The following is a 13,333-nucleotide window of genomic DNA, read 5'->3' as shown; positions in this document are numbered from 1 at the left end:
TCCGACCCTACTCGCCGGACATCCGCGCGCATGTCCGTACCAAGAGGCCGCATCCGCGTGAGCCGATGATCTACGCTGCCAGGCGCTGCCGCCCTAGACTCCGCATATTCTTCATTTGATCGCTATCGCCGCAGGTGAGAGGACCGACACGGCCAGGATCACCGCTAACCCAACCGGTTGGTTAGTTAGTTGGTGCAATGTAGCTCACATCAACTTGCATTGACCTATGCAACGGATATATTTTGACGGTGTTACTGGTGGGTAACTTGGTTTCGAGTACCCAACCCTACCCAACCCTGAGGTGGCACTCTCAACGAGGAGGATCGGCAGTGAGCCACTACCGGAGCAACGTCCGTGACCAGGTTTTTAACCTGTTCGAAGTGCTGGGCGTCGACAAAGCTTTGGGCCATGGCGAATTCAGCGACGTCGACGTCGACACCGCCCGCGACATGCTGGCCGAGGTCAGCCGGCTGGCCGAGGGGCCGGTGGCCGAGTCGTTCGTCGAAGGGGACCGCAACCCGCCCGTTTTCGACCCGAAAACCCACTCGGTGATGCTGCCGGAATCGTTCAAAAAGTCAGTCAACGCGATGCTGGAAGCCGGTTGGGACAAGGTCGGCATCGACGAGGCACTCGGGGGCATGCCGATGCCCAAGGCAGTGGTCTGGGCGCTGCATGAGCACATCTTGGGCGCCAATCCGGCGGTATGGATGTACGCCGGCGGCGCGGGCTTCGCCCAGATCCTCTACCACCTCGGCACCGAGGAGCAGAAGAAGTGGGCGGTCCTAGCCGCCGAACGCGGCTGGGGATCGACCATGGTGCTCACCGAGCCGGATGCCGGCTCCGATGTGGGCGCTGCCCGAACCAAAGCTGTCCAACAGGCCGACGGGTCCTGGCACATCGACGGCGTCAAGCGGTTCATTACCTCGGGTGACTCCGGCGACCTGTTCGAGAACATCTTCCACCTGGTGCTGGCTCGCCCGGAGGGCGCCGGTCCCGGCACCAAGGGCCTGTCGCTGTACTTCGTGCCCAAGTTCCTGTTCGACGTCGAAACCGGCGAACCCGGCGAGCGCAATGGCGTGTTCGTCACCAACGTCGAACACAAGATGGGCCTAAAGGTCTCGGCGACCTGTGAACTGGCGTTCGGCCAACACGGCGTCCCCGCCAAGGGCTGGCTGGTCGGCGAGGTACACAACGGCATCGCGCAGATGTTCGAGGTCATTGAGCAGGCCCGCATGATGGTCGGCACGAAGGCCATCGCGACGCTGTCCACCGGCTACCTCAACGCGCTTCAGTACGCCAAGTCCCGCGTGCAGGGTGCCGACCTGACCCAGATGACCGACAAGACCGCGCCCCGGGTGACGATCACACATCACCCCGACGTGCGCCGCTCGCTGATGACCCAGAAGGCTTACGCCGAGGGCCTGCGTGCGCTCTACCTCTACACCGCCACTTTCCAGGACGCGGCTGTCGCCGAGGTGGTGCACGGTGTGGACGCCAAGTTGGCCGTCAAGGTCAACGACCTGATGTTGCCGGTAGTCAAGGGTGTGGGCTCCGAACAGGCTTACGCCAAGCTCACTGAAAGCCTGCAAACCCTGGGTGGATCCGGCTTCTTGCAGGACTATCCGATCGAGCAGTACATCCGGGACGCCAAGATCGACTCCCTGTACGAAGGCACCACCGCCATCCAGGCACAAGACTTCTTCTTCCGCAAAATCGTCCGTGACAAGGGCGTGGCGTTGGCGCACGTGTCAGGCCAGATCCAGGAGTTCGTCGACAGCGGTGCTGGCAACGGCCGGCTGAAGACCGAACGCGCGCTGCTGGCCAAGGCGCTCACCGACGTCCAGGGCATGGCGGCCGCACTGACCGGCTACCTGATGGCCGCGCAGCAGGACGTCACCAGCCTCTACAAGGTGGGCTTGGGTTCGGTGCGCTTCTTGATGAGCGTCGGTGACCTCATCATCGGCTGGTTGCTGCAGCGTCAGGCCGCGGTGGCGGTGGCGGCACTCGACGCGGGTGCCACCGGCGACGAGCGGTCCTTCTACGAAGGCAAAGTCGCGGTGGCGTCGTTCTTCGCGAAGAACTTCTTGCCGCTGTTGACCAGCACCCGCGAGGTGATCGAGACGCTGGACAACGACATCATGGAACTCGACGAGGCCGCGTTCTGATCCTTATCTGTTGACTCTGCGTCCACCGGACGGGTTACTCGCACTTTTGCGTGGTGGACGCAGAGTCAACGAACGATGGGGCAAGCCCAAAAAGACCGCCGCTGGGTCCCCTCCCACCAGCGGCGGCCCTTTCCAGGGGATTGCCCCGCATTGCCGTCGGGGTCGGGGGTCAGACAACAACACGGGGCTATCCGAGTGATCGGGTACCCATCTGCTCAGGGCGCAAACCACCCGCAACACATTTCTTTGGGCGGCCCACCGGCCACTCGGGACTTCCCGCGAGGCACTTACCGAGCCGTCAGCGTCAGGCCTCCAAAATCGCGGCCACACCTTGGCCGCCGGCCGCGCAGATCGAAATCAGCCCGCGCAGCGGTCCGCCGCCTTTTTTCGCCGCCTTCTTCTCGGCGAGCTGCTTGGCGGTCTGCGCCAAAATCCGCCCACCGGTCGCCGCGAAGGGGTGCCCGGCGGCCAACGACGACCCGTTGACGTTGAGCTTGGACCGATCGATCGACCCCAGCGCGGCGTCCAGGCCCAGCCGCCGCTTGCAGTACTCCTCGGACTCCCACGCCGCCAGATGCGCGAGCACCACGGAGGCAAACGCCTCGTGGATTTCGTAGAAGTCGAAGTCCTGCAGGCTCAACCCGTTACGGGCCAGCAGCCGGGGTACCGCGTAGGTCGGCGCCATCAACAGGCCGTCGTTGCCGTTGACATAGTCGACCGCGGCGGTCTCGGCATCCACGAGATAGGCCAGCGGAGCCAGCGAGTGTGCCTCCGCCCACTGTTCGCTGGCCAGCAATGCCACCGAGGCGCCGTCGGTCAGCGGAGTCGAATTGCCGGCCGTCATCGTCGCGTCACCGGCCTTCACTCCGAAGACCGGACGCAGCGTGGCCAGTTTCTCGACGCTGGAGTTAGGCCGCAGATTGTCGTCTCGGTACAGCCCTAAAAACGGACTGACCAGGTCGTCGAAGAAACCCCGGTCGTAGGCGTCGGCCATATTGCGATGGCTGGCGGCGGCCAGCTCGTCCTGGTCTACGCGTTTGATGCCCATCTGCTTGGCGGTGACGGCGGCGTGCTCGCCCATCGACAGCCCGGTGCGCGGCTCGCTGTTGGCGGGGATCTCCACGCCCAGGCTGGCCGGCAGCGTGCCCACCAGCTTGAGGCGTTGCACGTTGGACCTAGATCGGCGCAGCTTGAGCAGGGTGCGGCGCAGGTCGTCGCCCAGGCCGATCGGCGGGTCCGAGGTGGTGTCCACCCCGCCAGCGGCGGCCACCTCATACCGCCCGGCGGCAATGCCGTCGGCGGCCGCGATCGCGGCCTGCAGGCCCGTCCCGCAGGCCTGCTGCAGGTCGAACGCCGGCGTGTACGGCGAGAGTTCGGAGCCCAGCACGCATTCGCGCATTAGATTGAAGTCGCGGCTGTGTTTGAGCACCGCACCGCCCACCACCATGTCCAGCCGCTCGCCGGCGAGTCCGAATCGGTCCACCAAGCCGCTCAGCGCCGCGGTGAACATGTCCTGGTTGGACGCATCCGCGTAGGCACCGTCCGATCTGGCGAACGGGATGCGGTTGCCGCCCAGTACGGCGACTCGCCGCCTGGTCTGTGAAGTGTTCTTAGCAGCAGGGGCCACTGTTTTCTCCGTTGATCAGTTCGGGGGATCGGCCGTTGAGGGCCATACTACCCACTGTTCTTACTCTGAAGTAAGTTAGTCCTCGATACGGTTACGTGTATTGGCGCGCCCGACCCCCACACGATACGGAAGGCAGCTGAAGTGGCTCCCAAGCGTTCGTCCGATCTGTTCTCGCAGGTTGTCAACTCCGGTCCAGGATCGTTTTTGGCCAGGCAATTGGGTGTTCCGCAACCCGAGACGCTTCGCCGCTATCGAGCAGGCGAACCGCCACTGACCGGGTCGCTGCTGATCGGCGGGGCCGGCAGGGTCGTCGAACCACTGCGCGCGGCACTCGAAAAGGACTACGACCTGGTAGGAAACAACCTGGGCGGGCGCTGGGCGGACTCGTTCGGCGGGCTGGTCTTCGACGCCACCGGCATCACAGAGCCGGCCGGGCTCAAGGGGCTGCACGAGTTCTTTACTCCGGTACTGCGCAATCTCGGCCGTTGCGGGCGCGTGGTGGTTGTTGGCGGCACACCCGAAGCGGCCGCCAGCACGAACGAGCGGATCGCGCAGCGCGCGCTGGAGGGCTTCACCCGCTCGCTGGGCAAGGAACTGCGCCGCGGTGCGACAACGGCGTTGGTCTACCTGTCGCCGGACGCCAAGCCCGCAGCTACCGGCCTCGAGTCGACCATGCGATTCCTGCTGTCGGCCAAGTCGGCCTACGTCGACGGCCAAGTCTTCTCTGTCGGGGCGGACGATTCCACACCGCCGGCCGACTGGGAGAAGCCGCTGGACGGCAAGGTCGCCATTGTGACCGGCGCGGCCCGCGGCATCGGCGCAACCATCGCCGAGGTGTTCGCTCGCGACGGCGCCCACGTGGTCGCCATCGATGTGGAGTCCGCCGCCGAGAACCTGGCCGAAACCGCCAGCAAGGTGGGCGGCACCGCGCTGTGGCTCGACGTCACCGCCGACGATGCCGTCGACAAGATCAGCGAGCACCTGCGCGACCACCACGGTGGCAAGGCCGACATCCTGGTCAACAACGCCGGCATCACCCGTGACAAGCTGCTGGCCAACATGGACGATGCGCGTTGGGACGCCGTCCTGGCTGTCAATCTGCTTGCCCCGTTGCGGCTCACCGAGGGTCTGGTGGGCAACGGCAGCATCGGAGAGGGTGGTCGGGTGATCGGGCTGTCGTCGATCGCCGGCATCGCCGGCAACCGCGGCCAGACCAACTACGCCACCACCAAGGCCGGGATGATCGGCATCACCCAGGCGCTGGCACCCGGCCTGGCCGCGAAAGGCATCACGATCAACGCCGTGGCACCGGGATTCATCGAAACCCAGATGACGGCCGCCATCCCGCTGGCCACCCGTGAGGTAGGCCGCCGGCTGAACTCGCTGCTGCAGGGCGGGCAGCCCGTCGACGTCGCCGAGGCCATCGCCTACTTCGCCAGCCCGGCGTCAAACGCGGTGACCGGCAACGTCATTCGTGTCTGCGGCCAGGCCATGATCGGCGCGTGAGGGGACAGTAGTGACTCAACCCAGCGGCCTGAAGAACCTGCTGCGCGCGGCGGCCGGGGCGCTACCCGTGGTGCCCCGGACAGACCAGCTGCCCAACCGGACGGTGACCGTCGAGGAGCTGCCGATCGACCCCGCCAACGTCGCGGCCTACGCGGCGGTCACCGGTCTGCGCTACGGCAACCAGGTGCCGTTGACCTATCCGTTCGCGTTGACTTTTCCATCGGTGATGTCGTTGGTGACCGGCTTCGACTTCCCGTTCGCCGCAATGGGAGCGATACACACCGAGAACCACATCACGCAATACCGGCCGATCGCGGTCACCGACGCGGTGGGCGTGCGGGTGCGCGCGGAGAATCTGCGCGAACACCGCAGGGGCCTGCTGGTCGATCTGGTGACCAACGTCAGCGTCGGCAACGATGTCGCCTGGCACCAGGTGACGACGTTCCTGCATCAACAACGCACCAGCTTGTCCGGCGAACCCAAACCGCCGCCGCAAAAAAAGCCCAAGCTACCCCCGCCCGCCGCGGTCCTGCGGATCACCCCGGCGAAGATCCGCCGCTATGCCGCCGTCGGCGGCGATCACAACCCGATCCACACCAACCCGATCGCGGCGAAACTGTTCGGCTTCCCCACCGTCATCGCGCACGGGATGTTCACTGCCGCGGCGGTATTGGCGAATATCGAAGCCCGTTTTCCGGACGCGGTGCGCTATTCGGTTCGGTTCGCCAAGCCGGTGCTGCTGCCGGCCACCGCGGGACTCTACGTCGCCGAAGGCGATGGCGGCTGGGATCTCACGCTGCGCAATATGGCCAAGGGATACCCCCACCTGACCGCTACCGTGCGGGGTCTATAGCCGGGGCCACGCGGATCGGCCCGGCGTGGTCAGCCATCCGACGTTATCGGGTCCCACACGCGTGAGAAGCCGAAGTCGGTGAAGCCGTTGATGTTTCGAGTGGCGAATTCGTCGACACCATGATGGCGCAAGGTCAGTGCCAGCCGGGCATCGAATAGGCGCCGGCGAGCAATTCTAGGCGTGGCCGCCAACACCCACACCTCGTTCATGACCGGAGCGTTCTCGAGGAGCGCCCACCGCCGGTTGCGACGGAACGTCTGACAGACTTCCGCCGCCTCGGGGCCCTCGAGCGGTCGCGTCACCACCGTAGGATTCCGCAGCAATTGATACAGCTCCATAAGCACGAGTTCGCAGACTGCGACGTCGGCTCGACCAGCGCACTCGACGAGGAAGGCGGCGGCGGCGTCATGCTCGGGGCAATCCCGGTTCTGCGCGTACAGCAGGATATTCGTATCGATCGAGAGCACGGGCTACTCACGCCTCGTTGGCGAGCTCGCGCCACGTTTCTTCGGACGCACGAAACGGACCGAGTCGACGCGGCGTGGGCGGCTGCCAGGTGTCGGACGCCGCATCGCGCCTCGGATAGATCCGCACCATGTGCTCCAGCCCGCGACGAACGACCTCGGCAAGGGTCATTTCGTGCTCGTGCGCGACCCGCTTGGCGTCCCGGTAAAGCTCATCTGGGAGCTGGACTTGCGTTCGAATCATACATCGAATTTACATCTGCATCTAAAATACACCCACATCTCAGTGGCCGATACCGCGCAGGTCAGTGCCCGGTCTCGAGCCGATCCACCGGCGCGCCCTTGAGGCCGAGCCAGAACAGGTTGATCATCATCTCGGCCGCCTCGTCAACGTCGGTGTCACCGATACCGAGCCGGGTGGCCACTGCCTCGCCGGCGCCCACCAGCGCGACGGCCATCATCTCGATTTCGGCGTCCGTAAGCGGGCCGCGGGTGCCGGCCCGCACCAACTCGGCCACCAGTTGGACGATCTGTTCGCGCCCCTCACGCACCGTGTGCGCGAACGCTTGGGAGCTGGTGGCCTGGGTGTACATCACGATCCACGACGCCCGGTTGGCATCGATATAGCGTAGGAACGACACGATGGTGTTGCGCAGCAAGTCTTTCGGGCTCTGGTCGAAGTTGATGCTGGAACGCAACGCGTCGATGAACCGGCTCATCTCACGGTTCAGGCAGGCGCCGAACAGGTCTTCCTTGGAGCCGTAGTACAGGTACAGCATCGGCTTGGAGATCTGCGCCTCGGCAGCGATCGCGTCCATCGAGGTCTCGTGGTAGCCGTTAACCGAGAACATCTGCACGGCGGCATCGAGCATCTGCTGCTCTCGGACAGCACGCGGTAGTCGCTTGGTACCACCTGCCATCGCCAGCCCCTTTTGGGCCCCTGTAGCCCGTCTATCTAACCCTACGGTAAGCAGTGGGGCGCCAGCCGCACATCGCTAACGGCCACACCCCGGGTTGGGCCCCTTCATGGTCGCCACCCGCACCACCGACCGGTCGACCGCCGACATCGGCAATTCACCGGCGCGCAGCGCCTGTTCCAGGCGGTCCAGCACCGCGGGCACCTCTTTGGTGGTAACCCACAGTGCGATATCGGCACCGGCTTGCAAGGTGCGCAACACCGCCTCGCTGACGCCAAACCGGTCTGAGATCGCGGCCATACCAGAGAGGTCGTCGCTGAACACTGGACCATCGAACGGCGGTGCGCCGTATCCCGTGCCGGTGCGCAGCAGGTTCACCGCGGCCTTGCTCAGACTGGCCGGCTCGGAGCCGGTCAACCCAGGAACCTGCAGATGACCCACCATCACACCGACCGGCGCCTGGGTCACCAGCGTTCGGTAGGGCACCAGGTCATCGCCCACCAGGTCATCAAGCGGTGGTGTCGTGACACCCCCGTTGTGCGAATCACCCGAGCCACGCCCGTGACCGGGGAAATGCTTGAGCACCGGCAGCACCCCGGCATCGCGCAGACCCTGCGCGTACGCCCCGGCATACGCGGTGACCGTAGCCGGATCCGAGCCGAACGACCGGTCCCCGATCACCGTGTCATCCGGGGCGTCGGTGACGTCGACCACCGGGGCGAAGTCGATGGTGATACCCAGCTTTCTCATCTGCCGGCCGCGGTCTCGAGCCAAGTCGCGCACCTGCTGGACGGTTCGGGTTTGTGCCAGTTCGCGGGCCGACGGCCCCGTACCGCCGATCAGCGACCTCAACCGGGACACCCGCCCGCCTTCCTCGTCGACACTCACCGCCAGCGGCAGCGGACCCCCGCCGGCAACGATCTCGGCCAGCGCGCCGTCAAAAATCGTCAGGTCGGTGTCGCTGCCGATGAGGATGCCGCCGACGTGGTAGTTGGTGACCACGGCTTGGGCGTCCGCAGCATCTCGCACGCCGACCACCAGCAGCTGGGCCAGCTTGTCACGGGGGGACAGCAGCGCCGGGATCCCCGCCGGCTCGGCGCAGCTCCGGGGCACGGGAACGGCTACCGGAGTTGCGGGCGACGCGCCGGAGGTCGTCGACGATCCGGTGGGTGTGCCGCCATGGCTGCAGGCCACCACCAACGCTGCTGCCGCAGCGAGTATCGCCAGTGTGCGTGGAAAAGCCATCCGGACATGCTGTCACGGTGGCGCATACGCTCCGGGTTGGGGGGCCAGGCCCACGCTTCTGCTAAGTTGCCTCTAGCCTCTCAAGCCGCACCCACAGCCGTCGAGGAGCCACCGATGAACCGGATCGTCGCGCCCGCCGCCGCAAGCGTGGTGGTTGGTCTGTTGCTGGGCGCGGCCGCGATCTTCGGAGTGACCCTGATGGTGCAGCAGGACAAGAAACCGCCACTCCCCGGGGGCGATCCGTCGTCATCAGTGCTCAACCGGGTCGAGTACGGTAACCGTAGCTAGCCCCGCGACCCGGGCGCCGCAGGCTGAGGCGGCCTCCGGGTCGCAGGTGGCGCCGTTGTCTCGCAAATGGCTGCCGGTGGTCGGCGCGGTAGCGTTGGCGCTGACGTTCGCCCAATCCCCCGGACAAGTCTCCCCCGACACCAAGCTGGACCTCACCGCCAACCCGCTGCGCTTCCTGGCGCGTGCGACCAACCTGTGGAACAGCGACCTGCCGTTCGGGCAGGCGCAGAACCAGGCCTACGGGTATCTGTTTCCGCACGGCACCTTCTTCGTGATCGGTCACCTGCTGGGAGTGCCCGGCTGGGTCACTCAGCGGCTGTGGTGGGCGGTGTTGCTCACGGTCGGCTTCTGGGGCCTGCTGCGGGTAGCCGAGGCGCTGGGCGTCGGCGGCCCGTCCTCGCGGGTGGTCGGCGCCGTGGCGTTCGCGCTGTCACCACGGGTGCTGACCACACTCGGGTCGATCTCGTCGGAAACCTTGCCGATGATGCTGGCGCCGTGGGTGCTGCTGCCCACGATCCTGGCGCTGCGGGGGACTTCTGGCCGCTCGGTGCGCGCGCTGGCCGCCCAAGCCGGGCTGGCGGTGGCGCTGATGGGCGCGGTCAACGCCATCGCGACGCTGGCCGGTTGCCTGCCGGCGGTGATCTGGTGGGCCTGTCACCGGCCGAATCGGTTGTGGTGGCGCTACACCGCGTGGTGGCTGTTGGCGATGGCCCTGGCGACACTGTGGTGGGTAATGGCGCTGACGCAGCTGCACGGGGTCAGTCCGCCGTTTCTGGACTTCATCGAATCTTCCGGCGTGACCACGCAATGGTCCTCGCTGGTGGAGGTGCTGCGCGGCACCGACAGCTGGACGCCGTTCGTGGCGCCGAACGCGACCGCGGGCGCGCCGTTGGTCACCGGATCGGCGGCCATCCTGGGCACCTGCCTGGTCGCAGCGGCCGGGCTGGCCGGACTGACTAGCCCGGCGATGCCGGCGCGCGGCCGGCTGGTGACGATGCTGTTGGTCGGGGTGGTGCTGCTGGCCGTTGGCCACCGCGGCGGGCTGGCTTCGCCGGTCGCCCACCCGGTGCAGGCGTTCCTGGACGCCGCCGGCACCCCCCTGCGCAACGTACACAAGGTGGGGCCTGTGATCCGGCTGCCCCTGGTGCTGGGCTTGGCGCAGCTGCTGAGCCGAGTTCCGCTGCCAGGCAGCGCGCCGAGGCCGGCGTGGCTGCGCGCGTTCGCGCACCCCGAGCGGGACAAGCGAGTAGCGGTGGCGGTGGTAGCCCTGACCGCGCTGATGGTCAGCACCTCGCTGGCGTGGACCGGCCGGGTCGCCCCGCCCGGCACGTTCGGTGCGCTTCCCCAGTACTGGCAGGAGGCCGCCGACTGGCTGCGCACACACCATGCCGCGACGCCCACTCCCGGGCGGGTGCTGGTGGTCCCGGGCGCCCCGTTCGCCACCCAGGTGTGGGGCACCAGCCACGACGAGCCGCTGCAGGTGCTCGGCGACGGCCCGTGGGGCGTGCGCGACTCCATTCCGCTGACCCCGCCGCAGACCATTCGAGCGCTGGACTCCGTGCAACGCCTGTTCGCCGCCGGACGACCGTCGGCGGGGCTGGCCGATACCCTTGCCCGCCAAGGCATTTCCTATGTGCTGGTACGCAACGATCTGGATCCCGAGACGTCGCGCTCGGCACGACCGATTCTGCTGCACCGTAGCATCGCAGGGTCGCCCGGGCTAGCGAAGCTGGCGGAGTTCGGCGCGCCGGTGGGTCCTGATCCGCTGGCGGGTTTCGTCAACGACAGCGGCCTGCGACCCCGATATCCCGCGATTGAGATCTACCGGGTGAGCGCGCCCGCCAACCCCGGTGCGCCCTACTTCGCCGCGACCGACCAGCTCGCCCGCGTCGACGGCGGACCCGAGGTCCTGCTGCGTCTGGACGAACGACGCCGGCTGCAGGGCCAGCCCCCGCTGGGTCCGGTGCTGATGACCGCGGACGCTCGAGCTGCCGGCTTGCCGGTGCCCCAGGTCGCCGTCACCGACACCCCGGTGGCCCGCGAGACCGATTACGGCCGGGTGGACCACCACTCGTCGGCGATCCGGGCACCCGGCGACGCCCGGCACACCTACAACCGGGTGCCTGACTACCCGGTGCCGGGCGCGGAGCCGGTCGTCGGTGGATGGACCGGCGGCCGGATCACCGTGTCGAGCTCCTCGGCGGATGCCACCGCCATGCCCGACGTCGCCCCGGCGAGCGCACCCGCGGCCGCCGTCGACGGTGACCCGGCGACCGCTTGGGTGTCCAACGCGCTGCAGGCCGCCGTTGGGCAGTGGCTGCAGGTGGATTTCGACCGTCCGGTGACCAATGCCGTCGTCACCCTGACACCCAGCGCGACCGCGGTCGGCGCCCAGGTCCGACGCATCCTGATCGAGACCGTCAACGGCAGCACCACCCTGCGGTTCGATGAGGCGGGCAAACCGCTCACCGCCGCACTGCCCTACGGCGAAACCCCCTGGGTGCGGTTTACCGCGGCCGCCACCGACGACGGGTCGGCCGGTGTGCAGTTCGGCATCACCGATCTGGCCATCACCCAATACGATGCGTCCGGTTTCGCCCATCCGGTTCAGCTGCGACACACCGTGCTGGTGCCCGGGCCGCCGCCGGGTTCGGCGATCGCGGGCTGGGACCTGGGATCCGAACTGCTGGGCAGACCGGGCTGCGCCCCGGGACCCGACGGCGTGCGCTGCGCCGCCTCGATGGCCCTGGCACCCGAGGAACCGGCCAATCTCAGCCGCACACTGACCGTACCCCGCCCGGTGTCGGTGACCCCGATGGTGTGGGTGCGACCACGGCAGGGCCCGAAGCTGGCCGACTTGATCGCCGCGCCTTCCACCACCCGGGCCAGCGGTGATTCCGACCTTGTCGACATCCTCGGCTCGGCGTACGCGGCCGCCGACGGCGATCCGGCCACCGCCTGGACCGCGCCGCAGCGGGTGGTGCAACACAAAACCCCGCCGACGCTGACGCTGACCCTGCCGCGGCCCACCGTGGTGACCGGGCTGCGGCTGGCCGCCAGCCGGTCGATGTTGCCGGCCCATCCGACGGTGGTGGCCATCAACCTGGGCGACGGCCCCCAGGTCCGACAACTGCAGGTCGGCGAGCTAACGACGCTATGGCTGCATCCCCGGGTGACCGACACGGTGTCGGTCAGCCTGCTGGACTGGGACGATGTCATCGATCGCAACGCGCTGGGCTTCGACCAGCTCAAGCCGCCGGGGCTGGCCGAAGTGGTGGTGCTTAGCGCCGGCGGCGCCCCGATTGCGCCGGCCGACGCCGCCCGCAACCGCGCGCGTGCGCTCACCGTGGATTGCGATCACGGCCCGGTCGTCGCCGTCGCGGGCCGGTTCGTGCACACCTCGATCCGAACCACGGTGGGCGCCTTGCTGGACGGTGAACCGGTCGCCGCGCTCCCGTGTGAACGCGAGCCGATAGCGCTGCCGGCGGGACAGCAGGAATTGCTGATCAGCCCCGGCGCCGCGTTCGTGGTCGACGGTGCCCAGTTGTCAACTCCCGGTGCTGGATTGTCAAGCGCGACAGTTACTTCTGCTGAAACGGGTGCGTGGGGTCCCACCCACCGCGAAGTTCGGGTTCCCGAGTCGGCCACTTCCCGGGTGCTGGTGGTACCCGAAAGCATCAACTCGGGCTGGGTGGCCCGCACGAGCACCGGGGCCCGGCTGACACCGATCGCCGTCAACGGGTGGCAGCAGGCCTGGGTGGTGCCCGCCGGGAACCCCGGCACCATCACGCTGACATTCGCACCGAACTCGCTGTATCGGGCGAGCCTGGCGATAGGGCTGGCCCTGCTGCCCCTGCTAGCTCTGCTGGCGTTCTGGCGGACCGGGCGACGGCAGCTCGCCGACCGGCCCACACCACCCTGGAGGCCCGGAGCCTGGGCGGCGGCCGGGGTGCTGGCGGCCGGGGCGGTGATCGCCAGCATCGCCGGGGTCATGGTGATGGGCACGGCCCTCGGTGTGCGGTATGCACTGCGCCGCCGGGAGCGACTACGTGACCGGGTCACCGTCGGACTGGCTGCGGGCGGGCTGATCCTGGCCGGCGCTGCGCTGTCCCGGCATCCGTGGCGGTCGGTCGACGGATACGCCGGGAACTGGGCCAGTGTGCAACTGCTGGCACTGATTTCGGTTTCCGTGGTGGCGGCATCGGTGGTCGCCACATCAGAGTCTCGTGGTCAAGACCGCATGCAATAGTTGGTGTGAACGCCGTGTC

At 67.5% G+C, this 13,333-nt stretch carries 10 protein-coding genes and 1 other RNA gene; 5 read left to right on the top strand and 6 right to left on the bottom strand.

Annotated elements, in window-relative coordinates:
* Window positions 1-329 precede the first annotated feature (329 nt).
* Window positions 330-2,165 carry an acyl-CoA dehydrogenase FadE5 gene (fadE5, locus tag Rv0244c; protein ID NP_214758.1) on the top strand — a complete coding sequence of 612 codons (1,836 nt, stop codon included), beginning with the start codon at window positions 330-332 and terminating at the stop codon, window positions 2,163-2,165.
* A gap of 92 nt (window positions 2,166-2,257) precedes the next feature.
* Here fadE5 and F6 read toward each other — a convergent pair.
* Both F6 and fadA2 read right to left on the bottom strand, forming a co-directional pair.
* Window positions 2,258-2,359: non-coding RNA, Putative small regulatory RNA (F6, locus tag RVnc0008), on the bottom strand.
* Window positions 2,360-2,469: 110 nt separating this feature from the next.
* Complete coding sequence (gene fadA2, locus Rv0243) at window positions 2,470-3,792, bottom strand: acetyl-CoA acetyltransferase FadA (RefSeq protein NP_214757.1); 1,323 nt, start codon at window positions 3,790-3,792, stop codon at window positions 2,470-2,472.
* A 141-nt stretch (window positions 3,793-3,933) separates the two neighbouring features.
* Here fadA2 and fabG4 point away from each other — a divergent pair, with 141 nt between their 5' ends.
* Together fabG4 and htdX are read left to right on the top strand one after the other, a co-directional pair.
* Window positions 3,934-5,298, top strand: coding sequence for a 3-oxoacyl-ACP reductase FabG (gene fabG4, locus Rv0242c; protein NP_214756.1), 1,365 nt, complete (start codon window positions 3,934-3,936; stop codon window positions 5,296-5,298).
* 10 nt (window positions 5,299-5,308) lie between these two features.
* Window positions 5,309-6,151 carry a 3-hydroxyacyl-thioester dehydratase HtdX gene (gene htdX / locus Rv0241c; protein ID NP_214755.1) on the top strand — a complete coding sequence of 281 codons (843 nt, stop codon included), beginning with the start codon at window positions 5,309-5,311 and terminating at the stop codon, window positions 6,149-6,151.
* 29 nt (window positions 6,152-6,180) lie between these two features.
* On the opposite strand, the gene vapC24 is transcribed toward htdX, so the two are convergent.
* The 4 genes from vapC24 to lpqI form a co-directional block, all read right to left on the bottom strand.
* A complete protein-coding gene (gene vapC24 / locus Rv0240) occupies window positions 6,181-6,618 on the bottom strand; it encodes a ribonuclease VapC24 (RefSeq protein NP_214754.1) in 438 nt (145 codons plus the stop codon).
* A gap of 7 nt (window positions 6,619-6,625) precedes the next feature.
* Window positions 6,626-6,859, bottom strand: coding sequence for an antitoxin VapB24 (gene vapB24, locus Rv0239; RefSeq protein ID NP_214753.1), 234 nt, complete (start codon window positions 6,857-6,859; stop codon window positions 6,626-6,628).
* Window positions 6,860-6,920: 61 nt separating this feature from the next.
* Window positions 6,921-7,535 carry a transcriptional regulator gene (locus Rv0238; RefSeq protein NP_214752.1) on the bottom strand — a complete coding sequence of 205 codons (615 nt, stop codon included), beginning with the start codon at window positions 7,533-7,535 and terminating at the stop codon, window positions 6,921-6,923.
* A gap of 75 nt (window positions 7,536-7,610) precedes the next feature.
* Window positions 7,611-8,777 carry a lipoprotein LpqI gene (gene lpqI / locus Rv0237; protein YP_177702.1) on the bottom strand — a complete coding sequence of 389 codons (1,167 nt, stop codon included), beginning with the start codon at window positions 8,775-8,777 and terminating at the stop codon, window positions 7,611-7,613.
* Between the two features lie 114 nt (window positions 8,778-8,891).
* Here lpqI and Rv0236A point away from each other — a divergent pair, with 114 nt between their 5' ends.
* Window positions 8,892-9,065: a hypothetical protein gene (locus Rv0236A; protein YP_177619.1), complete on the top strand. Its 174-nt coding sequence runs from the start codon at window positions 8,892-8,894 to the stop codon at window positions 9,063-9,065.
* 46 nt (window positions 9,066-9,111) lie between these two features.
* On the top strand, window positions 9,112-13,314 hold the full coding sequence (gene aftD / locus Rv0236c; protein ID NP_214750.1) for an alpha-(1->3)-arabinofuranosyltransferase: 4,203 nt from the start codon (window positions 9,112-9,114) through the stop codon (window positions 13,312-13,314).
* The last annotated feature ends 19 nt before the right edge of the window (window positions 13,315-13,333 follow it).

The sequence above is a fragment of the Mycobacterium tuberculosis H37Rv genome (genome assembly GCF_000195955.2).
GTDB classification, from domain to species: domain Bacteria; phylum Actinomycetota; class Actinomycetes; order Mycobacteriales; family Mycobacteriaceae; genus Mycobacterium; species Mycobacterium tuberculosis.
The sequence above is the reverse complement of the archived record's forward strand: the minus strand, read 5'-3'. Positions and strand labels throughout refer to the sequence as shown.

Excerpts from the sequence above, each read along its gene's own strand:
- Rv0238 (NP_214752.1), bottom strand. The coding sequence starts at position 7,535 with ATGGCAGGTGGTACCAAGCGACTACCGCGTGCTGTCCGAGAGCAGCAG.
- Rv0236A (YP_177619.1), top strand. The coding sequence starts at position 8,892 with ATGAACCGGATCGTCGCGCCCGCCGCCGCAAGCGTGGTGGTTGGTCTG.
- vapB24 (NP_214753.1), bottom strand. The coding sequence starts at position 6,859 with ATGATTCGAACGCAAGTCCAGCTCCCAGATGAGCTTTACCGGGACGCC.
- lpqI (YP_177702.1), bottom strand. The coding sequence starts at position 8,777 with ATGGCTTTTCCACGCACACTGGCGATACTCGCTGCGGCAGCAGCGTTG.